22 protein-coding genes and 1 pseudogene are annotated in these 26,202 nt (G+C 74.1%); 15 read left to right on the forward strand and 8 right to left on the reverse strand.

Annotated elements, in window-relative coordinates; genetic code table 11:
- Nucleotides 1–4: 4 nt before the first annotated feature.
- Nucleotides 5–1,687 carry a protein phosphatase 2C domain-containing protein gene (locus tag AC069K_RS18505; protein WP_478617416.1) on the reverse strand — a complete coding sequence of 561 codons (1,683 nt, stop codon included), beginning with the start codon at nt 1,685–1,687 and terminating at the stop codon, nt 5–7.
- 434 nt (nt 1,688–2,121) lie between these two features.
- On the opposite strand from AC069K_RS18505, the gene AC069K_RS18510 reads away from it, so the two are divergent.
- The 3 genes and pseudogenes from AC069K_RS18510 to AC069K_RS18520 all read left to right on the forward strand — a co-directional run bounded on the left by AC069K_RS18510 (nt 2,122) and on the right by AC069K_RS18520 (nt 4,121).
- A complete protein-coding gene (locus tag AC069K_RS18510; RefSeq protein WP_365102989.1) occupies nt 2,122–3,096 on the forward strand; it encodes a helix-turn-helix domain-containing protein in 975 nt (324 codons plus the stop codon).
- An 83-nt stretch (nt 3,097–3,179) separates the two neighbouring features.
- Nucleotides 3,180–3,661: pseudogene (locus AC069K_RS18515) on the forward strand (DUF456 domain-containing protein).
- Nucleotides 3,662–3,749: 88 nt separating this feature from the next.
- The gene (locus AC069K_RS18520; protein WP_358835588.1) at nt 3,750–4,121 is read left to right on the forward strand and encodes a PPOX class F420-dependent oxidoreductase; all 372 of its coding nucleotides are present in this window, start codon (nt 3,750–3,752) and stop codon (nt 4,119–4,121) included.
- Nucleotides 4,122–4,144: 23 nt separating this feature from the next.
- Here the strand turns inward: AC069K_RS18520 and AC069K_RS18525 are convergent, their stop codons facing one another.
- The 4 genes from AC069K_RS18525 to AC069K_RS18540 form a co-directional block, all read right to left on the reverse strand.
- Nucleotides 4,145–5,242 (reverse strand): calcium:cation antiporter, encoded by a 1,098-nt coding sequence (locus AC069K_RS18525; RefSeq protein WP_365102994.1) that lies wholly within the window; start codon nt 5,240–5,242, stop codon nt 4,145–4,147.
- A gap of 74 nt (nt 5,243–5,316) precedes the next feature.
- Nucleotides 5,317–6,753, reverse strand: coding sequence for a DNA-3-methyladenine glycosylase 2 family protein (locus AC069K_RS18530; RefSeq protein WP_478617422.1), 1,437 nt, complete (start codon nt 6,751–6,753; stop codon nt 5,317–5,319).
- Nucleotides 6,754–6,953: 200 nt separating this feature from the next.
- Complete coding sequence (gene rsgA / locus AC069K_RS18535) at nt 6,954–8,072, reverse strand: ribosome small subunit-dependent GTPase A (protein ID WP_365103002.1); 1,119 nt, start codon at nt 8,070–8,072, stop codon at nt 6,954–6,956.
- 218 nt (nt 8,073–8,290) lie between these two features.
- Entirely contained in the window at nt 8,291–9,838 is a 1,548-nt protein-coding gene (locus AC069K_RS18540) for a hypothetical protein (protein ID WP_478617425.1), read from the reverse strand.
- Nucleotides 9,839–9,946: 108 nt separating this feature from the next.
- Between AC069K_RS18540 and AC069K_RS18545 the strand changes: the two genes are divergently transcribed.
- Nucleotides 9,947–10,339: a VOC family protein gene (locus AC069K_RS18545; protein WP_365103008.1), complete on the forward strand. Its 393-nt coding sequence runs from the start codon at nt 9,947–9,949 to the stop codon at nt 10,337–10,339.
- On the opposite strand, the gene AC069K_RS18550 is transcribed toward AC069K_RS18545, so the two are convergent.
- Both AC069K_RS18550 and AC069K_RS18555 read right to left on the reverse strand, forming a co-directional pair.
- The gene (locus AC069K_RS18550) at nt 10,279–11,001 is read right to left on the reverse strand and encodes a DUF6597 domain-containing transcriptional factor (protein WP_478617429.1); all 723 of its coding nucleotides are present in this window, start codon (nt 10,999–11,001) and stop codon (nt 10,279–10,281) included. The genes AC069K_RS18545 and AC069K_RS18550 overlap by 61 nt on opposite strands.
- 42 nt (nt 11,002–11,043) lie before the next feature.
- Nucleotides 11,044–12,228, reverse strand: coding sequence for a YihY/virulence factor BrkB family protein (locus AC069K_RS18555; RefSeq protein WP_478617432.1), 1,185 nt, complete (start codon nt 12,226–12,228; stop codon nt 11,044–11,046).
- A gap of 17 nt (nt 12,229–12,245) precedes the next feature.
- Between AC069K_RS18555 and AC069K_RS18560 the strand changes: the two genes are divergently transcribed.
- From AC069K_RS18560 to AC069K_RS18570, 3 genes are all read left to right on the forward strand, one after another.
- Nucleotides 12,246–13,892, forward strand: a complete 1,647-nt coding sequence (locus tag AC069K_RS18560; RefSeq protein WP_365103015.1) for an acyl-CoA dehydrogenase family protein — start codon at nt 12,246–12,248, stop codon at nt 13,890–13,892.
- A 352-nt stretch (nt 13,893–14,244) separates the two neighbouring features.
- The gene (locus AC069K_RS18565) at nt 14,245–15,492 is read left to right on the forward strand and encodes a GAF domain-containing protein (RefSeq protein ID WP_358990184.1); all 1,248 of its coding nucleotides are present in this window, start codon (nt 14,245–14,247) and stop codon (nt 15,490–15,492) included.
- A gap of 43 nt (nt 15,493–15,535) precedes the next feature.
- Complete coding sequence (locus tag AC069K_RS18570) at nt 15,536–16,099, forward strand: GNAT family N-acetyltransferase (RefSeq protein WP_478617435.1); 564 nt, start codon at nt 15,536–15,538, stop codon at nt 16,097–16,099.
- A gap of 17 nt (nt 16,100–16,116) precedes the next feature.
- Here AC069K_RS18570 and AC069K_RS18575 read toward each other — a convergent pair whose 3' ends face one another.
- Nucleotides 16,117–19,002, reverse strand: coding sequence for an NACHT domain-containing protein (locus AC069K_RS18575; protein ID WP_478617438.1), 2,886 nt, complete (start codon nt 19,000–19,002; stop codon nt 16,117–16,119).
- Nucleotides 19,003–19,193: 191 nt separating this feature from the next.
- Here AC069K_RS18575 and AC069K_RS18580 point away from each other — a divergent pair, with 191 nt between their 5' ends.
- From AC069K_RS18580 to AC069K_RS18615, 8 genes are all read left to right on the forward strand, one after another.
- The gene (locus AC069K_RS18580; protein ID WP_351804716.1) at nt 19,194–19,277 is read left to right on the forward strand and encodes a putative leader peptide; all 84 of its coding nucleotides are present in this window, start codon (nt 19,194–19,196) and stop codon (nt 19,275–19,277) included.
- A gap of 114 nt (nt 19,278–19,391) precedes the next feature.
- A complete protein-coding gene (locus AC069K_RS18585; protein WP_365103024.1) occupies nt 19,392–21,089 on the forward strand; it encodes a nitrite/sulfite reductase in 1,698 nt (565 codons plus the stop codon).
- The gene (locus tag AC069K_RS18590) at nt 21,086–21,265 is read left to right on the forward strand and encodes a hypothetical protein (RefSeq protein WP_358833622.1); all 180 of its coding nucleotides are present in this window, start codon (nt 21,086–21,088) and stop codon (nt 21,263–21,265) included. Before AC069K_RS18585 ends, AC069K_RS18590 begins: the two co-directional genes overlap by 4 nt.
- Nucleotides 21,262–21,969, forward strand: coding sequence for a phosphoadenylyl-sulfate reductase (locus AC069K_RS18595; protein WP_478617443.1), 708 nt, complete (start codon nt 21,262–21,264; stop codon nt 21,967–21,969). Before AC069K_RS18590 ends, AC069K_RS18595 begins: the two co-directional genes overlap by 4 nt.
- Nucleotides 21,969–22,538 (forward strand): adenylyl-sulfate kinase, encoded by a 570-nt coding sequence (cysC, locus tag AC069K_RS18600; protein WP_478617446.1) that lies wholly within the window; start codon nt 21,969–21,971, stop codon nt 22,536–22,538. Before AC069K_RS18595 ends, cysC begins: the two co-directional genes overlap by 1 nt.
- Complete coding sequence (gene cysD / locus AC069K_RS18605) at nt 22,535–23,473, forward strand: sulfate adenylyltransferase subunit CysD (RefSeq protein WP_365103034.1); 939 nt, start codon at nt 22,535–22,537, stop codon at nt 23,471–23,473. The genes cysC and cysD overlap by 4 nt, the downstream gene beginning before the upstream one ends.
- The gene (locus tag AC069K_RS18610) at nt 23,474–24,814 is read left to right on the forward strand and encodes a sulfate adenylyltransferase subunit 1 (RefSeq protein WP_478617450.1); all 1,341 of its coding nucleotides are present in this window, start codon (nt 23,474–23,476) and stop codon (nt 24,812–24,814) included.
- 240 nt (nt 24,815–25,054) lie between these two features.
- Nucleotides 25,055–26,167, forward strand: coding sequence for an aliphatic sulfonate ABC transporter substrate-binding protein (locus AC069K_RS18615; RefSeq protein ID WP_365103040.1), 1,113 nt, complete (start codon nt 25,055–25,057; stop codon nt 26,165–26,167).
- The last annotated feature ends 35 nt before the right edge of the window (nt 26,168–26,202 follow it).

The raw sequence follows: 26,202 nt of genomic DNA on the forward strand, positions 1-26,202 counted from the left end.
CGTCTCACGCCTCCCAGACGGCGACCGCCGTACGGTCGTCGGCGTACCCCTTCACTCTGAGCTGGACGTCGGCGAGGAACGCGGCGAGCCCCGGCGGCTCCTGGCCGGTCCACCGCTCGGCCAGCTCCTTCGCGAGCGCGGGCTCGCCCCGCAGCGGCTCGGCCAGTCCCCCGCCGCACAGCAGCAGGGTGTCACCCGGGCGGGCGACGGAGGCGCGGAAGCGGAAGGGTTCGGCGGGCGGGGGCGGCGGGTCGATGTACGGGCGGGCGGGCTCCACGGTGTGCAGGTCCATGGTGAGCCGGTCGCCCTCGGCGGTCTCCGAGGGCGGCGAGCCGAAGCCGACGACGGGTGCGCCGCTGATCTCGCCCGGCTCGGGCGCGGCGGGCTCGATGTCCTGCCAGACTCCCCCGCGCAGCCGGAACAGGCCGCCGGGACCGACCCCGAAGAAGACCCGGGTGCGGCAGCCGGGGTCGGCGGAGAGCAGCAGACAGCGCAGGCCCGCCGTGTACTCCTCGGGCTCCGCGCCCAGTTCGGCGGCGCGGGCGCGCAGCCGGCCGTAGCTGCGGTCGGTGAGCCGGTGCAGTCCCGACTTGAGGTCGCCCCGGCGCCCGGCCCTGATGTCGGCGGCGAGCCGGGCGTGGCTGCGCCCGATGGCGCCGCCGATCCAGCGGCAGGCGTCGGCGGCGGCGAGGTGCGCGCCCTCGAAGGTGCGCGTCCCGCTGGCGACGGCGACCAGGACCAGCGCGTCCTCGCCGTTGCCGAACCGGGCGGTGAGCAGGGCGTCGCGCCGGGGTTCGCCCCGGTAGCGGGCGGAGTCGCCGCGTACGGAGGCGGCGCGCAGGACATACGCGCCGTACCGGGCGCCGTCCAGGACCGTGTCCGCGACCAGCTCACCGAGGCCGTCGGGCCGTGCGGCCGGCAGCGCGGTGGGTTCGGCGTCGTAGGTGGGCGGCCGGTCCCCCACATGACCGACACGCACCCGGGGCGCGGGAGGCGCGGTCGGCTGGGGCGGAGCCTCGGGCGGGGCGGCGACGGGGGCGGGGGCGGGCGGATCGGGCGGCGCCAGGGGCGGCCCGGCCGCGGCCTCGGCGGCGGGCGGATCGGGTGGGGGCGGCGGTGGCCCGGCCGGGGTCTCGGAAGCGGGCGGATCGGGTGGGGGCGGCGGTGGCGGCCCGGCCGGGGCCTCGGCGGCGGGCGGATCGGGTGGAGGCGGTGGCGGCGGCTCGCCCGGGCTCTCGCCGGCCGTCGGTCCGGGTGGCGGCGGGGGGACGGCGGGCTCGTACCCGGGTGGGGGCGGGGCCAGGGGAGGAAGGGAGTCGGCGGGCTCCCACCACCCGGCCGTGCGGCGGGAGCCGGGCGGCGCCGTGCCGCCGGGCGGCTGCCACGGGGCCCTGGGCGGTGGCCCGTTGGGGGCGGGGGCCGGCTCCGCCGGGTCGGGCGCGGGGCCGGCGGGGTCGTGCGCGTCCCGCGCGGCGGGCCGCTCCGGCACGCGCGACGCGCACGGCTCGGAACCGTCCTGCGGCGACCGGGGGTCCGGTACGGGCGGACTCACCGCCCGGGCAACGGACTTGAAGCGGTCGTCCAGGGTGTCGCCCGCGGTCGCGGGCGCGCTGTCAGGGGCGGGCTCGTCGTACAGGCGAGTCCACCAGTCGTCGTCCGAGGTGCGCCTCTCCCCCTGCTGACTCATGCCCCTATTGTCCACCGCGCGGGCCGCACGAAAACCGTGGAACGGGTAAAAGTGGTCAGCACACAATTCCGCACCCCGTACGGGGGCACGAGTCGACGCGCCTCCGCCGGGCGGCCCTTCCCCCCACGAGAGGGCCGCCCGGCGAAGCTCTGCGCGGGGCAGCCCACCGACCGCCCGCCCCTTCACAGGACGGTCGCGGTCGCCGCTCCGGGAGTCGTACGCCATAACGGGCGCATCGCTCTCCGCGGAGGAATACGGAACAAAGCACTCCGCACGCAAAGCGCGCAAATGCCCTGTTGCCGACGGCTGTTGGTCCTGCGGTTGCGCCAGCTTGGCAGAGCGACGGAAGGTGCGGGGACGATGTTGTGAGGCGGGTTCACGCCGTGGCCGTTTCCCGCCACACGTGGACGCGGCCGTGAGAGGGGCGGACGAGGGTGCTCGGAGCGATAGGCCTGGACGAGACGCAGGAGTCGGCGTACCGGACGCTGGTGGCGCTGGGCGCGGCCGAGGTCGCGGACCTGGCGCACCGGCTGGCGCTGCCGGAGCCGGACACGGAACGGGCGCTGCGGCGCCTGGAGCGCCAGGGCCTGGCCGCCCAGTCCTCGGCACGGACCGGGCGGTGGGTGGCGGCCCCGCCCGGTGTCGCGCTCGGCGCCCTGCTCACCCAGCAGCGCCACGAGCTGGAGCGGGCGGAGCTGGCGGCGGCGGTGCTGGCCGAGGAGTACCGGGCCGAGGCGGCCCAGCCCGCCGTCCACGACCTGGTGGAGGTGGTGACCGGCGCCTCCGCGGTCGCCCACCGCTTCCACCAGCTCCAGCTCGGCGCGACCGACGAGGTGTGCGCGCTGGTCACCGGCCATCCGGTCGCGGTGACCGGCGTGGACAACGAGTCCGAGGAGCGGGCGACGGCCCGGGGCGTCGCCTACCGGGTGGTCATCGAGCGCGAGATGCTCGCGCTGCCGACCGGGATCACCGAGGTCACCGCGGCACTCGGGCGCGAGGAGCAGGTGCGTACGGTCGAGCGGGTGCCCACCAAGCTGATGGTGGCCGACCGCAGCCTGGCGATGGTGCCGCTGACCGGCCGGGACGCCGAGCCCGCCGCCCTGGTGGTGCACGCCAGCGGCCTGCTGGAGTCGCTGATGGGTCTCTTCGAGGCGGTGTGGCGGGACGCCCTGCCCCTGCGGCTCGCGGGTTCGGCGGTCCGGGAGGAGGCGTCCGGGCCCGACGCCACCGATCTGGAGATCCTGTCGCTGCTGCTGGCCGGGATGACCGACGCCAGCGTGGCCAAGCAGCTCGGCCTGGGGCTGCGGACCGTCCAGCGCCGGGTGAAGGGCCTGATGGAGCTGACCGGCGTCACCACCCGGCTCCAGCTGGGCTGGCACGCCTACGAGCGCGGCTGGGTGGCCCGGTAGCGGCGGGTCGCGTCCGGCGCGAGGAAGGACGTACACCCCTCCCCCGGCCTGCACGGACGTCCGTGGTGTTGCACGCTGAACAGGTGGGCGTATGGCTGCTCCTGGTGATGGGCCTGGTGATGCTCCTCGGCCTGTTCGGCGTGCTGGTGCCCGGGGCGCCCGGGCCGGCGATCGTCTGGGCCGCCGTGGCGTGGTGGGCGCTCACCGACACCGGCGGCACGCCTGGGCGGTGCTCGCCGGGGCGACGGGCCTGCTGCTGCTCGCCCAGGCGCTCAAGCTGAGGATGCCGCCCAGGCGCCTCAAGGCGGCGGGCGCGCCCCGCCGCTCCCTGCTCACCGCGGGTCTCGCGGCGATCGCCGGGTTCTTCCTGCTGCCGGTCGTCGGCGGGGTCGCGGGCTTCCTCGCCGGTCTGTACGGGGCGGAACGGGTGCGGCTCGGCAGCCACGGGGCGGGGTGGTCGTCGGCCCGCACGGTGCTGCGGTCCGGCGGGTACTCGGTCCTGGTGGAACTCCTGGCGTGCCTGCTGGTGGTGGGGGCCTGGGCGGGCGTGGTGATCTGGGCCTGAACGGGTCGTGGACGCGGGGTCCCGCGACCCGGACACCCTGGTTCCGGGAGCCGATGACCTCCGGCGGCCCCGCGTGTGACGCTGGGGCATGACCGAATTCAGCGCGGCCGAGCGCGCGTATCTGAAGACCCAGCGGCTGGGCCGGCTGGCGACCGTCGACCCCAAGGGTCAGCCGCAGGCGAACCCGGTCGGGTTCTTCCCGCAGGACGACGGCACGATCCTGATCGGCGGGTACGCGCTCGGCACCACCAAGAAGTGGCGCAACCTGCTGGTGAACCCCCGGCTGGCGCTGGTCGTCGACGACGTGGTGAGCGTACGGCCGTGGCGGGTGCGGGGCGTGGAGGTCCGGGGCGAGGCCGAACTGCTCACCGGGCCGCACGCGTTGGGCCCGCACTTCAGCGAGGAGCTGATCCGCATCCACCCCGGCACGATCCACAGTTGGGGCCTGGACGGGGAGTAGCGGCCACGCTCCGGCCGCCCGTCTCAGGGGCTGACCGCGAGCACCAGATAGCCGGCGAAGAGCGCCAGGTGGACCCCGGCCTGCATGGGGGTCGCGCGGCCCGGGACGACGGTGAGGATGCCCACGCCGACGGTGAGCGCGAGCAGCACCATGTGGCTGGCGCCGAGGCCGAGCACCAGCGGTCCCGAGAGCCAGACCGACGCGAGCGCGACCGCCGGGATGGTCAGCCCGATGCTCGCCATGGCGGAGCCGAGCGCCAGGTTGAGGCTGGTCTGCACCCGGTCGCGGGCGGCGGCCCGGGAGGCGGCGATGGTCTCGGGCAGCAGCACGAGCAGGGCGATGACCACACCGACGACGGAGGCGGGCAGCCCGGCGGCGGCCACCCCGCGCTCGATGGTCGGCGAGACGCCCTTGGCCAGGCCCACGACCGCGATCAGGGCCACCGCGAGCAGCCCGACGCTGATCAGGGCGGTACGGGCGGACGGCGGATCGGCGTGCTCCTCCTCCAGCACCTCGCCCCGCTGGGTGACCGGCAGGAAGTAGTCGCGGTGGCGGACGGTCTGGGTGGCGACGAACAGCCCGTACAGCGCCACCGAGGCGAGGGCGGCGAAGACGAGCTGGGCCGGGGAGAACTGCGGGCCCGGCTTGCTGGTGGTGAAGGTCGGCAGCACCAGGCTGAGCCCCGCGAGCGTGGTCACCGTGGCGAAGGCGGCGCCGGTGCCCTCGGGGTGGAACACGGCGAGTCTGCTGCGCAGGGCGCCGATGAGGAGGCAGACCCCGAGGATGCCGTTGCAGGTGATCATCACGGCGGCGAAGACGGTGTCGCGGGCGAGCGTGGCGCTCTTGTCGCCGCCGTCCGACATCAGGGTGACGATCAGCGCGACCTCGATGACGGTCACCGCGACCGCGAGCACCAGCGAGCCGAACGGCTCCCCCACCCGGTGCGCCACGACCTCGGCGTGGTGCACCGCCGCCAGCACCGCGCCCGCCAGGAAGCAGGCCACCAGCGCGACCAGGGCCGAGGGGAGCGAGCGCCCCCAGGTGAGCGCGAGCAGCACCAGGGCGAGCGCGGGCACGAACGCCGACCACCGCTCCAGGGGCAGACGGGCGAGACGGATCATGTTCCGACGTTCCCAGACGGGCCCGCCCCGCGCCCGTCGGCCGACGCCGTCCGCGCCCGTCGCGACCTGCGCGCCTACGCGACGCAGTCGGACACCCCGGCCGCGCGCAGGTGCTGACGGGCGTACGAGCGCCAGGGCCGCCACGGTTCGTCGGCGCCGTGCGCGCTCCCCGTCCCGTCGTCGAACCCCACGTCCGGCTCGCCCAGCGCCCGTGTGCGGATCAGCGCGATCGTGCGGGCGTCGAGGCCGGGCAGGGTGCGCAGGATCCGTACGGCCTCCGCGCGGTCGGCTCCCGCGTCCAGGCGCAGCCTGCCGTCCGCGAGCGCGGCGGCGAGGCCCGCGAGGGCCGGGTCGGGGTGCGCGGCGAGGGCCGCGGGTTCGGGGAAGAGGTGCGTGAGCGAGCCGCACGGCACGTCGAGCCGCTTCCCGTACGCCTCGATGAGCTCCGGAGCCACGCCCCGGCCCACCAGGGCCCGTACCGCGTACTCGTCCGGGTCGGCGGCCCCCGGCGAACGGATCCCGGGCCGGGCCGCGACCAGCGGGGCGAGGCGGGGGTCGGCGGCGAGGCGCTCGTCCACCGCGTACGGGTCGGCGTCCAGGTCGAAGAGGCGGCGCAGGCGCTGGACGGCGGTGGTGAGGTCGCGCGGGTCGGTGAGGTGGATGCGGGCCTGAAGCCAGCCGCCCCGGCGCGGGCGCGCCTCGTCGACGGCCACGATGCCGGTGCCGTACGGCAGCCGCAAGGTGCGGCGGTAGGTGCGCGCCCCCGGCTCGCCGGTCATCTCCTCCGCCCCGGCCACGGCCTCCTCGGCGAGCAGGTCGAAGACCGGGCCGGTGGCGTACGGGCCGCGATGGGCCAGGCGCAGCGGGATGCCGGCGGCGAAGGCGGCCGGGCCGGACCCGGCGCGGGCTGCGGACTCCTCGCGCAGGGCGCTGGGGGTACGGGCGTAGATCTGCCGGATGGTGTCGTTGAACTGGCGCACGCTGGCGAACCCGGCCGCGAAGGCGATGTCGGTGACCGGCAGCCCGGTGGTCTGGAGCAGCACCCGGGCGGTGTGGGCGCGCTGGGCCCGGGCGAGGGCGACCGGGCCCGCGCCGAGTTCGGCGGTGAGCTGGCGCTGGACCTGCCGGGTGCTGTAGCCGAGGCGGGCCGCGAGGCCGGGCACGCCCTCGCGGTCCACCACGCCGTCCCCGATCAGGCGGACGGCGCGGCCCACGACGTCGGCGCGGACGTTCCACTCGGCGGAGCCGGGCACCGCGTCGGGCCGGCAGCGGCGGCAGGCGCGGAAGCCGTGGCCCTGGGCGGCGGCCGCGGTCGGGAAGAAGCGGACGTTCGCGCGCTTGGGGGTGACGGCCGGGCAGCTGGGGCGGCAGTAGATGCCGGTGGTGGTCACGGCGAAGAAGAACACGCCGTCGAAGCGGGCGTCCCGGCTGCTGACGGCCTCGTACCGGGTCTCGTCGGCCGCGTGTGCCTCGTCGGGCGTCCTCGTGTCGCTCTCCACGTACGTCGTCACCTGTCCAGTGTGCGCGCGGAGGGGGCCGGGGACTGGCGGGAATCGGACACGGCGCTGCGAGCCCGGGGGTCGTCCGCGGGCCGTTGGGGCCGAGCGCGCGGTTCCCCCGCGCCCCGGACTGCTCCGGGGGGCGGGGAACCGCGCGGGCGACCCGGCGCGGTCGGCGGACGACGCCCTGTCCGCGTCCCGCCTTAGGGGCGTCAGCGCACGCGGCCCCGCTTGGCGGCGTAGTTCGCCCGGCCCTCGGCGGACCGCAGCCGCCAGTCGCGGCGGAGCTCGTTGCGCAGGCGCACGTCCGTCTTGGCGACGATCCGCTGGTTCTCGCGGATCAGCTTGCGGTAGCTCTCCAGGCGCCGCTCGGGCAGCGAGCCGTCATCGATCGCCGCGAGCACCGCGCACCCCGGCTCCGCCTCGTGGGCGCAGTCGTGGAAGCGGCACTCCCCCGCCAGCGCCTCGATCTCCGCGAAGACCTGGGCGACGCCGGTCTCGGCGTCCCACAGGCCCACCCCGCGCAGCCCCGGGGTGTCGATGAGGACACCGCCGCCGGGCAGGGCGAGCAGATTGCGGGTGGTGGTGGTGTGCCGGCCCTTGTTGTCGACGTCCCGGGTGGCCCGCACCTCCATCACGTCCGCGCCGAGCAGCGCGTTGGCGAGGGTGGACTTGCCCGCGCCGGACTGGCCGAGCAGCACGCTGGTGCCGTCCGAGACGACCGCCCGCAGCACCTCGACGCCGTCGCCGGCCGTGGAGCTGACGGGCAGGACCTGGACGCCGGGCGCGGCGGTCTCCACGTCCCGGACCAGATAGGAGAGCCCGACCGGGTCGGGCACCAGGTCGGCCTTGGTGAGGACGACGAGCGGCTGCGCGCCCGACTCCCACGCCAGGGCCAGGAACCGCTCGATCCGCCCGAGGTCCAGCTCGGCGGCGAGCGAGACCGCGATGATCGCGTGGTCCACGTTGGCCGCGAGGATCTGTCCCTCGGACCGGTTGGAGGAGGTGTTGCGGATGAAGGCGGTGCGGCGCGGCAGATACGCGCGGACGAACCGGGGATCGCCGCCGGGGTCGACGGCGGCCCAGTCACCGGTGCAGATGACCCGCATCGGGTCGTGCGGGGTGACGAAGGCGGTGTCGGCGCGCAGCGGACCGTCGGCGGTGACGAGGTCGCACTGACCCCGGTCGACGCGGACGACCCGGCCGGGCAGCAGGCCCCGGTCGGCGTAGGAGGCGAAAGCGGCGGCCCAGGCGTCGTCCCAGCCGTAGGGGGCCAGGGCGTGCGAGGACAGGGAGGTGTGCGACTGCTGCGAAGCAGAAGAGGAGGACAAGGGGGGACCCTTCACAAGGGTGGCCCCGGCGGTGCGTTGGGTTCAGCCGGCGGCCACGGGAGTGGAATTGACGCACTTCTGGATGAGGGCAGCGCCCATCGCCAAGACAGCCATCGGTCACACCTCCCGGTTCAGTCGCAGGGTCATACGGATCGGCCAACGGCCGCCGCACGGAACGCAGTCACCATAACGCCGGGCCCCGGGCCCGGCCAACTCATTTATCCACGCCCGCCGGCCGCTCGCGGGGCGGTCTGCGGGGAGGTCGGCGGGGCGGGGGCCAGGAAGACGTACCAGACCGTCCCGGTCCGGGGCGTGACCACCTTGCGTCCGGGCCAGGAGCGGGCGTAGGCGGGCGGGTTGGGCGCCGACTGGACGAGGGCGAGCGGGGTGCGCCGGGCGGCCGCCACGATGCCCGGCACCGTCGCCGTCCGGTCGCGGCGGTCGCTGGCGTGGGAGGAGCAGCCGCCGTAGAAGGCCTGCGGCTGGGACTGGTCGCCGACGATGGTGCAGGGCGGGCGGATGCCGTACTCCCCGAGCCGGGCCACCAGCCACTCGTCGTCCGAGCGCAGCGCCTGCTGGCGTGCGGTGCGCCGGTCCAGGATCCCGTACTGGCCCCAGAGCTGGAGCCCCACGCAGACCGCGACGGCCGCCACCGCGACGGTCCGCCACCGCCCGCGCGCCGCCGCCACCGCCCCGGCCGCGCACTCGGCGACGACCAGGGCGAGCAGCGCGTACGCGGGGATCAGGAAGCGGGGGGCCGCGTAGCCGATGCCGAAGAGGTACGGCACGCCGAGCGCCGCCGCGCACCACACCGCCAGCAGCGCCGGGCGCCCCCGCCCGGCCCTGGTCGCGCAGAGCACGCCGAGGGCGGTGAGCAGGGGGAGCGCCAGCCACCACACCGCGCTCTGATGGGGGTTGGGCCAGCCGGAGGTGCAGGGGCGGCAGAGCAGCGGGCCGTTGAGGGTCATCAGGTTCATGCCGAGCGCGTTGTGCAGGCTGAGGCCGCCCTGCGCCTCGCCCGCCCCGTGCACCCGCTCCAGGAGGCCGCCGAAGCGCAGATACGCCTCGACGACCCAGGGCAGCACACCGGCGGCCAGACCGCCCAGGACCGCGAGGGCGGGCCGCATCCGCCGCCCGGCGGGCACCGCGAGGACCGCCGCGAGCAGGGCGAGCGCCAGATAGCCGCCGTCGTAGGGGCGCACCAGAGCCGTGAACGCCACGCTCAGCGCCACCGCGCACAGCGGTCCGCGCCGCCGCTCCCGGTCCGCCACGGCGTGCAGGAACCAGCCCGCCCCGGCGAGCGCGCCGTAGGCCACGTACAGGTTGGGCATGACCTCGCCCGCGTAGAACTGCACCACCCACAGACCGCCGAAGAGCACGGCGGCGAGCAGGACGACGCGGCGGCCCACCAGGGTCAGCCAGGGGCGGAAGGCGAGGGTCAGACCGGTGGCCGCGAGCAGCAGCATCCAGGCGCGCAGTACCGGCACCGAGCCGGTCAGCTGGGCGGCGGGCGCGGCGAGCCAGCTCACTCCGCGGGCCCGGGGCTCGCTGAAGAAGGCGTCGGGGACCCGGGGGTCGACCTGGCTGACGTACACCGTCTCGTCCCAGCCCAGCGGCAGCCGCCAGGCGCCGGTGGCCAGCTGGACCGCGCCGCAGGCGAGCGCGAGAAGCACCCCCACCAGGGCCAGCCGGACGGTGTCCGGGCGCGGGGGACGTACGGCCGGACGGCCGGACGGGGACCGGGTAGCTTGATCGGCGGCAGCCATGCGCCCAACCTACGCGGCCCGGGACGGCCCCCGCAGGCGGAGCACACCTGGGCGCGGGTGTCCGTTTCCTTCAAGACCGGCGCCCCTGCCGCGTCCTACGTTGACGCCATGAACGCACGATTCGACTCCATCGGCCTGGTCGTCTCCGACATGGCCGCCTCGCTCGCCTTCTACCGCCGTCTGGGCCTGGACATCCCGGCCGCGGCCGACACCGAACCGCATGTGGAGCACACGCTCCCGGGCGGCACCCGCATCCTGTGGGACACCGAGGAGGTGGTGCGCTCCTTCGACCCGGGGTGGACCCGTCCGCAGGGCGGCGGCCGGGCGGACCTCGCCTTCGTCTGCGACGGGCCGGAGGCGGTGGACCGGCTGTACGAGGAGCTGGTGGCGGCCGGGTACTCCGGCCACCTCAAGCCCTTCGACGCCTTCTGGGGCCAGCGCTACGCGACGCTCCACGACCCGGACGGGGTCGGCGTCTCGCTCTTCGCCGCCTCGGCGTAGCCGGTGAGGGTGGTGCCGGCCAGGTCGCGCGTCTCGCGGGCGAGGTGGGCCTGGTCGGCGCAGCCGGCGGCGAGCGCGGCCTCGGCGTACGGCACGCCCTCCAGGACCAGGGCGAGGGCGCGTTGCAGGCGCAGCACGCGCGCGAGGGTCTTGGGGCCGTAGCCGAAGGCGGCCAGCGAGCGGCGGTGCAGGCCGCGGGTGCCCAGTCCGACCGCCTCGGCCGTCGCGGCGACCGTGGCGCCCGCCGCGAGCCGTTCGGCCACCGCCCGCATCAGCGGGTCCGGCTCCCCGGCGCGGGCCAGCGCGGCGTTCTCCAGGGCGACGGCCGGGTCCGGTGCCTCGGCGATCCGCTCGGTGAGGCGGCGCACGTCACCGCCCGGCCAGAGCGCGTCGAGGTCCACGCGCCGGTCGCGCATTTCGTGCGCCGGGACGCCGAGAGCCGCGGGCCCCGCGCCGGGCGCGAACCGCACGCCCGCGAACCGGGCCCCGGCCGGCGCGTCCGGTACGTACGCGTGCGTGTCGGGACCGGCGACGAGCAGTCTTCCCTCGCACCACAGCAGGTCCATGCAGCCGTCCGGCAGGACGGGCCGGACGGCTCCCGCCTCCATGGTGCGCGCCCAGACGACCGCTCCGGCAAGCCGCGAGGCGCGCTCTCGGTACATGTCTTCGAGGCTAACGCGGCCGGGGGCGGCCGGAGCCCGGCGCTAGTGCCTGTCCTTGCCGTGCCCGTCGCGCGTCCCGTGCAGCCGGGCCTTCACGTGGTCCGGCGGCAGGAAGCGCGACCAGCGCTCCGGGTACTCCGCGGGCATCCCGGTGTCGGCCGGGTCGAAGTCCGCGGGGTCGTAGTCCTCCGGGTCGCCCTGGTAGGCGGCCCGGGCCTGGGCCGCGCGGGCCACGATCTCGGCGGCCTGGGCCGCCTTGACCCGCTCGTTGGCGGCACGGGCGGCGGCCGTGGCGACCGAGGGCCAGACGCGGTCGATCGCGGCGTTCACGGCCGCGCCCACCAGGACCGCGAAGGCCGACACGCCGATCCACAGCAGGACGGCGACGGGCGCGGCCAGCGACCCGTAGATCGTGGGGCCCTCGACCGTGCTGGTGAGGTAGATCCGCAGCAGGAACGAGCCGATCACCCACATCGCCAGGGCGACCAGCGCGCCCGGCACGTCCTCGATCCACGGCGAGCGGACCGGTACCGACACGTGGAAGAGGGTGGTCAGAAATGCCACCGAAAGGAGGATCATCACCGGCCAGTACAGGACGCTGATGACGTCCGTTCCCCACGGGACCAGCTCGACCACCCGGTCCGGGCCGACCACCGCCAGCGGCAGCACCACCGCCCCGATGAGCAGGGCCACGACGTAGAGCAGCAGGGAGAGCAGCCGGGTGCGCACGATGCCCCGGCGGCCGTCGAGCCCGTACATCACGGTGATGGTGTCGATGAAGACGTTGACGGCCCGGGAGCCCGACCAGAGGGCGAAGGCAAAGCCGAGGGAGACGATTTCCGGCCGTTTCCCCTTGGTGACGTCGGCCAGCAGCGGCTCGGCGAAGTCGTGGACGCCCCGGTCGGAGAGGACCGACTGGGCGGCGGTGAGGATGTTCTTGCTGATGGTGTCGACGGTGTGCGTGTTGGTCCAGCCGTCGACGTAGCCGAGCAGCGCGATCAGGCTGAGCAGCAGCGGGGGCAGCGAGAGCAGGGTGAAGAACGCCGCCTCGGCCGCCAGGCCCAGGATGCGGTACTCGATGCACGAGTTGACGGTGTCCTTCAGAAGCAGCCAGGCCATCTTCCGCTTCGACACGTTGCGGTAGAGGACACGGGCCCGGTGGAGTCGGCTCGGGGCCCGGTGGAGTCGGCCCGCTGGCCGCTCGGGTGTTTCATTTGCTGGCTGCACCTCCTTACCGTATCGGCATGGCAGCCACCACCCACACAGTGACCAACCAGGCTCCGCCCCTGGTGGGATACGACGTCTTCTTGTCCGACCGCGCTCTTGCCGAGGGGGTGGAACGGCATCTGGCGCCCGATCTCGCCGCGGAGGCGCGCGAGGAGCTCAGCGGCCTCGGGCGCACCGCCGGGTCCTCCCAGGCGCAGGGGTGGGGCGTCCTGGCGAACGAGAACCCGCCCAAGCTGCGCACCCACGACCGCTACGGCAACCGGATCGACGAGGTCGACTTCCACCCGAGCTGGCACCGGCTGCTCGGACACGCCGTCGGGGCGGGCCTGACGGACGCCTGGGGGCGGCCCGGGGGCCATGTGCGGCGCGCCGCCGGGTTCCTGGTCTGGACGCAGGCCGAGGCGGGCCACGGGTGCCCGCTGTCGATGACGCACGCGGCGGTGCCCGCGCTGCGGGCCGACCCGGCGCTGGCCGCCGAGTGGGAGCCCCGGCTCACCTCCCATGTGTACGAGGAGGGGCTGCGCCCGCCCGCCGACAAGGCCGGGGTGCTCTTCGGGATGGGCATGACGGAGAAGCAGGGCGGCAGCGACGTCCGGGCCAACACCACCCGGGCGAGGCCGCTGGGGGACGGCGGCGAGTATCTGCTGACCGGGCACAAGTGGTTCTGCTCGGCGCCGATGTCCGACGCCTTTCTGGTGCTCGCCCAGGCGCCCGGCGGGCTGACCTGCTTCCTGGTGCCCCGGGTGCTGGACGACGACACCCGCAACACGTTCCGCGTCCAGCGGCTCAAGGACAAGCTGGGCAACCGGTCCAACGCGTCCGCCGAGGTCGAGTTCGACGAGACGTGGGCGCGCCGGGTCGGCGAGGAGGGGCGCGGGGTGCGCACGATCATCGAGATGGTGGCGGCGACCCGGCTGGACTGCGTGGTCGGCTCGGCGGCGCTGATGCGCCAGGGCGTGGCGCAGGCGATCCACCACGCGGCCCACCGCGGCGCGTTCGGCGGGGTGCTGATCGAGAAGCCGCTGATGAGGAACGTCCTGGCGGACCTGGCGCTGGAATCGGAGGCGGCGACCACGCTGGCGCTGCGCCTCGCGGCGGCGCAGGACGCCGTCCAGAGCACGGGGTCGCCGGAGGAGCAGGCGCTGCTGCGGCTCGCGGTGCCGGCCGCCAAGTACTGGGTGACCAAGCGCTGCACTCCGGTCGTCGCCGAGGCCCTGGAGTGCCTGGGCGGCAACGGATACGTGGAGGAGTCCGGGCTGCCCCGGCTGCTGCGCGAGTCGCCGCTCAACTCGATCTGGGAGGGCTCGGGCAACGTCCAGGCGCTGGACGTGCTCCGGGCGCTCCAGCGCGAGCCGCACGCCCTGGACGCCTTCCTCCAGGAGGTCGGCCGCGCGCGCGGCGCGGACCACCGGCTGGACGGGGCGATCAAGGACCTGCTGACGGAGCTGGCGGACCTGGACGGTGTCGAGGCGCGGGCGCGCCGGGTCGTGGAGCGGATGGCGCTGGTGCTCCAGGGGTCGCTGCTGGTGCGCTGGGCGCCGCCGGAGGTGGCGGACGCGTTCTGCGCGTCCCGCCTCGGCGGCGACTGGGGCTCGGCCTTCGGGACGCTGCCGCACACGCTCGACCTGGGCGCGGTCGTCCAGCGGGCGCGCGCGGAGGTCTGAGCGCCGGCGCGGGCGGAGCGGGCGCCCGAGGCCTCAGCGGCCCGGGCGCCCTGACCGGGACGTGCGTCGGGGGTGGTGCTGCGCCGACACGGCACCACCCCCGCACTCTCATGCGCCCTGACGGGCCATGACGACCGGACGTCCGGTGTTCCACCACCTTCGTACACACGCGCGGCCGTTCGCGAGAGTTGCAAAGGGTTGCAACCATGTGCGGCATATCGCCGCGCGCGAACGCCCGGGCGGGCACGATGAATGCGTGGCGCCCGAGTTCAACTCCCCCTCGGAACGCGGGTGCCGACAGGAGGACCCAGTGCAGGACACCACCACCCTCGATGCGGCCCGGCTGGCGGCGATGAACGTGCGGGAGGCCACCCGGCTGCTCAAGGGCATGCGGGCCGCCACGCTCGCCGGACTCCCCTCCACACCCGCCCCGCGCGCGGAGATCCACGCGTCCTGGCGCCGGGTGCTGCGCCGCGGCCTGGACCCGGACGGCGCCGGGCACGTCCGGCCGCTGCCGCTGGCCGAGGTGGAGCGGCGCCGGCAGTCCTCGCCGCTCAGGGAGGTGCTGCCGGTGCTGCGGGAGGCGCTGGTGTCGGTCGCGGACGCGGCCCAGCACATCATGGTCGTCTCCGACGCCGACGGCAGGCTGCTGTGGCGCGAGGGCCACGCCTCCGTGCTCAGGAACGCCGACGCGCTCGGCTTCCAGGTCGGGGCCGACTGGAGCGAGGGGGCGGTGGGGACCAACGGGGTCGGCACCCCGCTGGTGACCGGCCGCCCGACGCTGGTGCACTCGGCCGAGCACTTCCTCTCCACCCATCACACCTGGACGTGCGCGGGGGCGCCGGTCGTCGATCCGCGCGACGGGCGGCTGCTGGGCGTGGTGGACGTGAGCGGCCCGCTGTCGACGATGCACCCGGCGACCCTGGCCTTCGTCACCTCGGTGGCCCGGCTGGCCGAGGCCGAGCTGCGCACCCGCCACCTGGCGGCCGTGGAGCGGCTGCGGACGGTGGCCGCGCCCGTGCTGTGCCGGATCGGGGGCCGGGCGCTCGCGGTGGACACCAACGGCTGGACGGCCGCGGTGACGGGGATGCCGCCGGTGGACCGGCTGCCGCTGCCGAAGTCGTTCCGGGCGGGCCGGGTCTGGCTGCCCTCGCTGGGGATGTGCGCGGTCGAGCCGCTGCCGGGCGGCTGGCTGGTGCGGGTGGTCGGTGACGGCGCGGGTCCGGCGGACGCGCCGCGCCGGGTGGTGCTGGACCTGAGCCGGCGCCGCGCGTCGGTGACGGTCTCGGGGGACGCCGGCAGCTGGGCGCAGGAGCTGAGTCCGCGCCACGCCGAGCTCCTGTACGTCCTGGCCCTGCACCGCTCGGGGCGTACGGCCGCGCAGCTGGCCGACGACATCTTCGAGGACCCGACGCGTACGGTGACGGTGCGGGCGGAGATGTCCCGGCTGCGGCGCCATCTGGCCGAGGTGCTGGCGCACCGGCCGTACCGCTTCGCGGAGGACGTGGAGGTGGAGGTGGTCCGGCCCGACCACCCCGCCGACCTGCTCCCGCACTCCACGGCCCCGGCGGTGCGCGGAGCCCGCCACCACCCGCACTGACCCGCGCTTGATGGCGAAGCCATGGCCGTGATTCGGTGGCGGCATGAGCATCCCCGTCACCACCTGGTCCCTGGAGCAGACGTCCCCGGCCGACCTGCGCCCCGCCGCCGAGCCCGCCGAGGGCATACGGATCGTCCGCTCCGAGGTGCCCTCGCCGGAGTTCAGCCGCTTCCTCTACACGGCGGTCGGCGGCGACATCCGCTGGACGGACCGCCTGTCGTGGTCGTACGAGGCGTGGCGCGAGTTCCTGTCCCGGCCGGGTGTGGAGACGTGGGTGGCGTACGAGCACGGCACGCCGGGCGGGTACGTGGAGCTCCAGGCGCAGGACGAGGGCGCGGTGGAGATCGTCTACTTCGGGCTCGTCCCGGCGTTCCGGGGCCGCCGGATCGGCGGGCCCCTCCTCTCGTACGGCGTCGCCCGGGCCTGGGACCTGGCCGACCGCTGGCCGGGCCGCGACATCACCAAGCGGGTGTGGCTGCACACGTGCTCGCTGGACGGGGAGCACGCGATGGACAACTACCTGCGGCGCGGCTTCCGGCTGTTCGACACCAAGGTGGAGGAGCAGGAGGAGGTCGCGGCGCCGGGGCCCTGGCCGGGGGCGCACTAGGGCCTCTCCTGCCGGGCTCAGCCGGGTGCGGGCGGGCCGAGGTGGTCCTGGATGAGGCGGTGCAGGACGTGGTCGGGGCCGTGGGCGCGTTCGGCGAGCAGGGATCCGCGCAGTGCGAGCGCGGTGCAGGCAGCCACGGTGGCGACGGTGACCCATACCGCCGGAACGGCACCCCACAGACCCGACCAGGCGACGGCGGCGTAGAGGCAGACGAAGGGCGCCATCACGAGCCCCAGCAGCTGGCGTGCGAGCAGGAGCCCCCACCCCCCGACGATGATCAGGACGGCCGCCCACGCCAGCCACACCGGCCCCCACGGGTGCCAGTCCACGGCCGCCTCGGCGGCACGCTCGGCGGCGTGGCCGGAGACCGCGAGGACGAGGGCGAGCAGGAGGCGCAGGTGCCAGCTGCGGCTGTAGACGTAATCCGGGTGCTGGACGGGCTTGCCGGCCCGTTCCCAGGCGGAGGGAGGGACCGTCCATCGCCGGTGGAGGAAGTCGATGACGGCCGGGCGCAGCGGGAGGGGAAGCAGGCGGAGCATCCGCGACCGCGCGGCGGGAAGACCGGCGGCGAGCAGTGCCGCGTCCGCGCGCAGGGTCTGGAGATCCGTCGCATCCGGCCGGACCGCGGAGGCTTCCCTCAGCGCCGTGACGCGGCGGAGTCCTTCCTGTCCGTCCCATGACGGGTCCGGCCACGGCTCGCCCCACCGCACCACGCTCAGCGCCACCAGAATCCTCGGATCCACCTCGACCCCGGGCGGCGGCTCCGCCCCCAGCCGGACGATCGCGCGCGCGATCAGGCTGACGCACCGGACGACCGGGTCCTGGGGACCGGTCGCGAACGGCTGCCACACCCACATGTAGTCGGGTACGCGCACCCGCTGCGGGGTCTCCCGGAGCGCCTCCTCGATCGCGCGGTCCCGCAGCAGGTCGCCGAGGTAGTACGCGGCGTCCACCGTTGTCGTGTCCACCAGGGAGGCGGAGAGGGCCACCGCCGCGCGCGGGGTCCGGATCGTCCACAGGGCGCGCAGCGCCTCCGGGCTTCCCCCCAACGCCGCGGTCCGCAGCGCGGGAACCGCCAGATCCCCCATCCCCGCCAGGGCGGATCCGGCCTCGGGGACCCGGGGCAGCAGCCCGGCGAGTTCTTCGGCCGCGCTCGGCAGATTGGTGGCGGCCAGCGCCGCGACCGCCGCCGTGCGGCCCGGACCGGCGGAGGCGGCGATCTCGACCAGGAGCGCGAAGACCGCCCGGCCCCGGGGCCGCCGGTCCCCCGCCACCACGCCGAACGCCGCGATCACCGCCTGGCGGTCCTGGCCCGTCTCGCGGCCGAGCCGGTGTCTGAACCGGGACACGATCTGCCGGGCCAGCGTCTCGTCCACCACCTGCGCGTCCGCCAGGCACTGGAACGCCAGGACGGCGTCCTGTGCGAGCACCGCCCGGACCACCTCGGTGCAGTCGCGCGGCTCCGCCCCGCACCACAGCCGTACCGTCTCCCGCCACGCCGCCGGGTCGCGGCGGTAGCGGTGGAGCAGGCCCGCGGGGTCGGCCGCCAGACGGGTCGCGGCCAGGTACTCCTGGAGGGTGAGGTGGGCGAACTGGTAGCGCTCCCCGCTGTCCACGGCCAGCAGCAGCCCGCTGCGCTCGACGATCTCCTCCAGGACCTCCTGGGCCCGCTCCTCGGGGCGCCCCTGCTCCGCGAGCGCGGCCCGTACGTGGGTCAGCACCTCGCGCTCCGGCAGCGCCAGACGGTCGTGGACGTCGGAGGGGACGTCCTGCGCGGCCAGCGCGAGGCGTTGCAGGACGGCCTTCTTCACCGGGTGCGAGAAGCGCGCGTCGCGCCGGCGGTCGCCGAGGAGGCTGTCCGTGACCTGCTTGTAGAAGTCGGCGCGGGTGTGCGGAAGCATCTGGTCCGTGCCCGCGTACACATGGCTGTACAGGTACGCGATCATCGTCAGGAGCAGCGGGTTGCGGGCCAGCGGCATCAGCTGCGGGGTGTCGCGCAGGGCGCCGAGCAGTTGCTCCACGGTGTCGGCCGGCAGGTGCTCGGGCCAGGGCCAGCCGTGCAGGAAGCGGCGGACCAGGCGATCGTCGAACTCCTGGACGCGCAGGGTGCGGTCGGCGTCCTCGGTGAACTCGCCGCGGTAGACGGCGATCCGGCAGGTGACCGCCGTCCGGCACTTGGCATGGGCGCGGGTGAACTGCCTGATCGCGTCCGCGACCTCCTTGCGCCGGGCCGTCGGCACCTCGTCCAGTCCGTCGAAGTACACGGCGAGGCGGCCCTCGGCGAGCGCGCGGTCGGTCCACTTCCCGGCGCCCGGGAAGTCATGGTCCGCGAAGTGTTTCACGATGTGGTCACGCAGGTCCCCCTCTGCCAGGTTCACCTCGTGCAGCTTCAGCAGCACCGGTACGTCGACGAGCTCGCCGGGTTCGGCCCTCGGCGGGCGGCGGCGGCCGTACCAGGCGCGGCGCGGCGGATCCTGCGGACGGTAGCGCTCGTGGCACCAGGCGAGGACGGTGTGGCGCAGCAGCATCGTCTTGCCCGCGCCGGGGACGCCGAGGACCACGGCGTGGCGGGCCTCGTGCAGCGAGACGGCGGCCTCGGTCTGCCCGGCGCCCGCCCCGAAGCCGGAGGCGGTGCGCAGCGGCACGTACACCGAGGCCATGTCCATGGTCTGGGAGTCGTCGACCCGGAAGGAGACGGAGAAGCGCTCGTGGCGCTCGTGGACGCGGACGATGTAGCGGCGCAGCGCGGTGCGGGCGAGCAGGGCGCTGCCGGCGAGCCGGTCGTAGAGGAGGGCCGCCGCCTTGTCGACGAGGGCCTTGAACCAGTCCTTCAGCTTCAGGAGCAGGACGCCGAGGACGAAGGCCCCGGCCGCCGGGATCCATGACGCCAGATGTCCCCCCATGAGCGTGCCCCCCTCGCCCGTGCCGCTGTCCGGCTCAGGCAGGATAGGAGCACGGGCGCTGCCGTGTCCGGCGGACGGCCGGGGTCGCCCCCGACGTGACGCCGACCACACCGTCTCACCACTCGGGACATTGTTGTCCACATTTTGGAAGGTGGTGGACTGGCCCGAGATGCCCGTGACACGCTTCCGCCATGTTCGGAACTGGAATTGCCTTGGTGAGTCGACGACACGTCGACCTGGGCCGTATGTCCAGCGCCATCTGTCCGGCCCGCTGAGAGAACCCCAGCACCGCCGCCCCCTGCTTCTCCCACGCCCTTGCGCACCGCCGCGCCTCCGCGCGAGTGTGCAGGTCAGAGCCGCCCTCCTGCAGTCCCGAAGGACGTATCCCCATGGCCGCCAGCCCAGACAAGCCCGCCTCCACCGCACCCCGACGCAAGCCGGGGCGCCACCGTGGTGAAGGCCAGTGGGCCGTCGGCCACTTCACGCCGCTCAACGGGAACGAGCAGTTCAAGAAGGACGACGACGGTCTCAATGTGCGGACACGTATTGAGACGATTTACTCCAAGCGCGGCTTCGACTCGATCGACCCCAACGACCTGCGCGGACGTATGCGCTGGTGGGGGCTGTACACCCAGCGCAAGCCCGGGATCGACGGCGGCAAGACCGCGATCCTGGAGCCGGAGGAGCTGGACGACAAGTACTTCATGCTGCGGGTCCGGATCGACGGCGGACGGCTGACGACCGGCCAGCTGCGGGTGATCGGCGAGATCTCGCAGGAGTTCGCGCGCGGCAGCGCCGACATCACCGACCGGCAGAACATCCAGCTGCACTGGATCCGCATCGAGGACGTACCGGAGATCTGGAACCGGCTGGAGGCCGTCGGGCTCTCCACGACGGAGGCGTGCGGCGACTGCCCCCGTGTCGTCATCGGCTCGCCGGTCGCCGGGATCGCCGAGGACGAGATCGTCGACGGCACCTGGGCGGTCGACGAGATCCACGAGCGCTACATCGGCAGCAAGGAGTTCTCCAACCTGCCCCGCAAGTTCAAGACGGCGATCTCCGGCTCGCCGCTGCTCGACGTGGTGCACGAGATCAACGACGTGGCCTTCGTCGGCGTCGAACACCCCGAGCACGGCCCGGGCTTCGACCTGTGGGTCGGCGGCGGTCTGTCCACCAACCCCAAGCTCGGCGTCCGGCTCGGCGCCTGGGTGCCGCTGGAGGAGGTCCCGGACGTCTGGGCGGGCGTGGTCGGCATCTTCCGCGACTACGGCTACCGGCGCCTGCGCAACCGCGCCCGGCTGAAGTTCCTGGTGGCGGACTGGGGCCCGGAGAAGTTCCGCCGGGTCCTGGAGGAGGAGTACCTCCGGCGCGAGCTGGTCGACGGTCCCGCGCCCGCCGAGCCCTCCCAGCGCTGGCGCGACCACGTCGGGGTGCACCGGCAGCGGGACGGCCGCTTCTACGTCGGTTTCGCCCCCCGGGTCGGCCGCGTCGACGGCGCCACCCTGACGAAGATCGCCGAAGTCGCGGAGGCCCACGGCTCGGGCCGGGTCCGTACCACGGTCGAGCAGAAGATGATCGTCCTCGACGTCGAGGAGGAGCGGGTCGGGCCGCTCGTCGAGGCGCTGGAGGCGCTCGACCTGACCGCCAGGCCGTCGCCGTTCCGGCGCGGCACCATGGCCTGCACCGGTATCGAGTACTGCAAGCTGGCGATCGTCGAGACCAAGGCGCGCGGCTCCGCGCTCATCGACGAACTGGAGCGCCGCATCCCGGACTTCGACGAGCCGATCACCATCAACCTCAACGGCTGCCCCAACGCCTGCGCCCGTATCCAGGTCGCGGACATCGGTCTCAAGGGCCAGCTGGTCCTGAACGACGAGGGCGAGCAGGTCGAGGGCTACCAGGTGCACCTGGGCGGCGCGCTCGGCCTGGAGGCCGCCTTCGGCCGCAAGGTCCGCGGTCTGAAGGTCACCTCGGCCGAGCTGCCGGACTACATCGAGCGGCTGCTCAAGCGCTTCGAGGCGGAGCGCGAGGACGGCGAGCGGTTCGCCGTCTGGGCCGCGCGCGCGAGCGAGGAGGCCCTGTCGTGAGCGAGCGGGCGGCGCCCTTCTACTGCCCGTACTGCGGGGACGAGGACCTGCGGCCTTCGGAGGAGGGCCACGGGGCGTGGGAATGCGCGGCGTGCAACCGCGCGTTCCGGCTCTCGTTCCTCGGACTGCTGGCCCGTGGGCCGCGGTCCACCCACCCACGGGGAGAGACCTCATGACGACCCTTCAGGCACCTTCGGCCGACGAGCTCAGGGCACTGGCGGAGACCGCCGGGCGCGAGCTGGAGGAGGCCGAGCCGCTGGACATCCTGCGCTGGGCGGCCGACACCTTCGGCAAGCGGTTCTGCGTCACCTCCTCGATGGAGGACGCGGTGGTCGCCCACCTCGCCTCGCGCGCGATGCCCGGCGTGGACGTGGTGTTCCTCGACACCGGCTACCACTTCCCGGAGACCATCGGCACCCGGGACGCGGTGGCGGAGGTGATGGACGTCAACGTCATCACCCTGACACCACGTCAGACCGTGGCCGAGCAGGACGCCGAGTACGGACCGCGGCTGCACGACCGCGATCCGGACCTGTGCTGCGCGCTGCGCAAGGTCAAGCCGCTCCAGGAGGGGCTGAGCGGCTACTCCGCGTGGGCGACCGGCCTGCGCCGCGACGAGTCCCCGACCCGGGCGAACACCCCGGTCGTCGGCTGGGACGAGAAGCGGCGGAAGGTGAAGGTCTCCCCCATCGCCCGCTGGACCCAGGACGACGTGGACGCGTATGTGGCGGAGCACGGAGTGATCACCAACCTGCTCCTCATGGACGGCTATCCGTCCATCGGCTGCGCGCCCTGCACCCGCCGGGTGGCGGACGGCGAGGACGCGCGGGCCGGCCGCTGGGCCGGGCGCAACAAGACCGAGTGCGGGCTGCACGGCTGATGACGAACCACCAGGAGAACCACGTGAGCGGGGCCACCACCGGAGCCACCGTCTGGCTCACCGGGCTGCCCAGCGCGGGCAAGACGACCATCGCGTACGAGCTGGCGGGCCGGCTGCGCGAGGAGGGACACCGGGTCGAGGTGCTCGACGGCGACGAGATCCGCGAGTTCCTCTCGGCCGGACTCGGCTTCAGCCGCGAGGACCGGCACACCAACGTGCAGCGGATCGGCTTCGTCGCCGAACTGCTCGCCTCCCACGGCGTCAAGGCTCTGGTGCCGGTGATCGCGCCGTACGCCGACAGCCGTGACGCGGTGCGCAAGCGCCACCAGTCCGAGGGCACCGCCTACTTGGAGGTGCACGTCGCCACTCCCGTGGAGGTCTGCTCCGAGCGCGATGTGAAGGGCCTGTACGCCAAGCAGGCGGCCGGCGAGATCAGCGGGCTGACCGGGGTCGACGACCCCTACGAGGCGCCCGCGTCGCCCGACCTGCGGATCGAGTCGCACCGCCAGACCGTCGGCGAGTCCGCGTCCGCGCTCCACGCACTGCTCACCGAGAGGGGTCTCGCATGACGACGACCGCCGCCGCCCAGGCCGAGGGCAGGGACACCCCGTACGCCCTCACCCACCTCGACGCCCTGGAATCCGAGGCGGTGCACATCTTCCGCGAGGTGGCGGGCGAGTTCGAGCGGCCGGTGATCCTCTTCTCCGGCGGCAAGGACTCGATCGTCATGCTGCACCTGGCGCTGAAGGCGTTCGCCCCCGCGGCGGTCCCCTTCACGCTGCTGCACGTCGACACCGGGCACAACTTCCCCGAGGTCCTCGCCTACCGCGACCGGGTGGTCGCCGAGCACGGGCTGCGGCTGCACGTCGCCTCCGTGCAGGAGTACATCGACGCGGGGAAGCTGCGCGAGCGGCCCGACGGGACGCGCAACCCGCTCCAGACCGTGCCGCTGACCGAGGCCATCCAGCAGCACCGCTTCGACGCCGTGTTCGGCGGCGGGCGGCGCGACGAGGAGAAGGCCCGGGCCAAGGAGCGGGTGTTCTCGCTGCGCGACGAGTTCTCGCAGTGGGACCCGCGCCGCCAGCGCCCCGAGCTGTGGCAGCTCTACAACGGCCGCCACGCGCCGGGCGAGCACGTCCGGGTCTTCCCGCTCTCCAACTGGACCGAGCTGGACGTGTGGCAGTACATCGCCCGTGAGGGCATCGAGCTGCCGCAGATCTACTTCGCGCACGAGCGCGAGGTGTTCCAGCGGGCCGGCATGTGGCTGACCGCGGGCGACTGGGGCGGCCCGAAGAAGGACGAGACCGTACAGAAGCGGCTGGTGCGCTACCGCACGGTCGGCGACATGTCCTGCACCGGCGCCGTCGACTCCGACGCGACGACGCTGGACGCCGTGATCGCCGAGATCGCCGCCTCCCGGCTCACCGAGCGGGGCGCGACGCGCGCCGACGACAAGATGTCCGAGGCCGCGATGGAAGACCGCAAGCGCGAGGGGTACTTCTAAATGACCACCACGACCGAGCAGTTGGCGGGCCTGTCCGCGACCACCCTGCTGCGCTTCGCGACCGCCGGGTCCGTCGACGACGGCAAGTCCACCCTGGTGGGCCGGCTCCTGCACGACTCGAAATCGGTCCTCACCGACCAGTTGGAGGCCGTCGAGGCCGCCTCCGCCAAGCGCGGCCAGGACGCCCCCGACCTCGCGCTGCTCACCGACGGCCTGCGGGCCGAGCGGGAGCAGGGCATCACCATCGACGTCGCCTACCGCTACTTCGCCACGCCCCGGCGCCGGTTCATCCTGGCCGACACCCCCGGGCACGTGCAGTACACCCGCAACATGGTGACCGGCGCCTCCACCGCCGACCTCGCCCTGGTCCTGGTCGACGCCCGCAACGGCGTGGTCGAGCAGACCCGCCGGCACGCCGCGGTCGCCGCCCTGCTGCGGGTCCCGCACGTGGTGCTCGCGGTCAACAAGATGGACCTGGTCGGGTACGAGGAGAAGGTCTTCGCGGCGATCGCCGAGGAGTTCACCGCGTACGCCGGGGAGCTGGGCGTGCCGGAGATCACCGCGATCCCGATCTCGGCGCTGGCCGGCGACAACGTGGTGGAGCCGTCCGCCCACATGGACTGGTACGGCGGGCCGACCGTCCTGGAGCACCTGGAGACCGTCCCGGTCAGCCACGACCTCACCGGCTGCCACGCCCGGCTGCCCGTGCAGTACGTCATCCGCCCGCAGACCGCCGAGCACCCCGACTACCGGGGCTACGCGGGCCAGATCGCGGCGGGCACCTTCCGGGTCGGCGAGAGCGTGACCGTGCTGCCCTCCGGCCGCACCTCGACGATCTCCGGGATCGACCTGCTCGGCGAGTCCGTGGACGTGGCCTGGACGCCGCAGTCCGTGACGCTGCTCCTCGACGACGACGTCGACATCTCGCGCGGCGACCTGATCGTGCCGAGCGGGGACGCGCCCCCCACCACCCAGGACGTGGAGGCGACGGTCTGCCACGTGGCCGACCAGCCGCTCTCCGTGGGCCACCGGGTGCTGCTCAAGCACGGCACCCGTACGGTCAAGGCGATCGTCAAGGACATCCCGTCCCGGCTGACCCTGGACGACCTGTCGCTGCACCCGCACCCGGGGCGGCTGGCCGCCAACGACATCGGCCGCGTCAAGATCCGCACGGCCGAGCCGCTGCCGCTCGACGCCTACGCCGACTCCCGCCGTACCGGGGCCTTCATCCTGATCGACCCGGCCGACGGCACCACGCTCACCGCGGGCATGGTCGGCGAGTCGTTCGCCGCGCCCGAGCCCGTCAGGGCCGACAGCGAGCCGGACGGGTGGGACTTCTGACCATGACGAGCCACGACTTCTACTCCACGTTCGCCAAGGAGGGCGGCCGCGTCGGCAGCGGCGCCCTCGGCAGCGGGCAGGGCGGGGTGGGCCGATGTGCGCGATGACGTACGCGCACCGCTCGCGCGCCCAGCGGCTCCACCCGCACCACCGCTCCAGACGAAAACCCGCCGACCTCCCGGCCATCTCCCCCCTTCCCAGGGGCAGTTGACCGCCGGGCCACCGAGAGGAACCCCTCCCGTGCCTGCCACCCGCACCGCCCTGCGCGCCGGTCTCGCCACCGCCGCCGCCCTGCCCCTGCTCGTCCTGGCCGCCTGCAGCTACGGGTCGGACAAGGACAAGACCGACAGCGCCCAGAAGGCCGGGGTCGCCGCCGACGCCAAGAAGCTGTCGGCGGACTCGGTGAAGATCGGGTACTTCCCCAACCTCACCCACGCGACCGCGCTCATCGGCGTCCAGGAGGGCCTGTTCCAGAAGGAGCTGGGCGGCACCGAGGTGAAGACCTCCACCTTCAACGCCGGCCCCTCCGAGATCGAGGCGCTCAACGCCGGGGCGATCGACATCGGCTGGATCGGCCCCTCCCCCTCGATCAACGGCTACACCAAGTCCAAGGGCCAGAGCCTGCGCATCATCGGCGGCTCCGCCTCGGGCGGTGTGAAGCTGGTGGTGAACCCCGACAAGATCACGTCCCTGGACGACGTCAAGGGCCACAAGATCGCCACCCCGCAGCTCGGCAACACGCAGGACGTGGCCTTCCTCAACTGGATCGCCGAGAAGGGCTGGAAGGTCGACGCCCAGAGCGGCAAGGGCGACGTCTCGGTGGTCCGCACCGACAACAAGATCACTCCGGACGCCTACAAGTCCGGCTCCATCGACGGTGCCTGGGTGCCGGAGCCGACCGCGTCCAAGCTGGTCTCGCAGGGTGCGAAGGTCCTCCTCGACGAGGCCGACCTGTGGGCCGACAAGGAGTTCGTGATCACGAACATCATCGTGTCGCAGAAGTTCCTCAAGGCGCACCCCGACGTCGTCGAGGCGGTGCTGCGCGGCTCGGTGAAGACCAACGACTGGATCAAGGCCGACCCGGACCGGGCCAAGGCCTCCGCGAACGCCGCGCTGAAGGCGCTCAGCGGCAAGGCGCTGCCCGCGAACGTCCTGGACCCGGCCTGGAAGTCGATCAAGACGACCGACGACCCGCTGGCCGCCACCCTCGGCATCGAGGCCGACCACGCGGTCAAGGCGGGTCTGCTGAAGAAGCCCGACCTGGACGGCATCTACGACCTGGCCCCGCTCAACAAGGTCCTCAAGGGCCTCGGCAGGCCCGCGGTCGCCGACGCCGGCTTCGGCGTCAAGTAACCCCGTATCCGCACCAGTTCCCAGGAGGTGACGAC

The sequence above is a fragment of the Streptomyces sp. NPDC043908 genome, assembly GCF_056435525.1.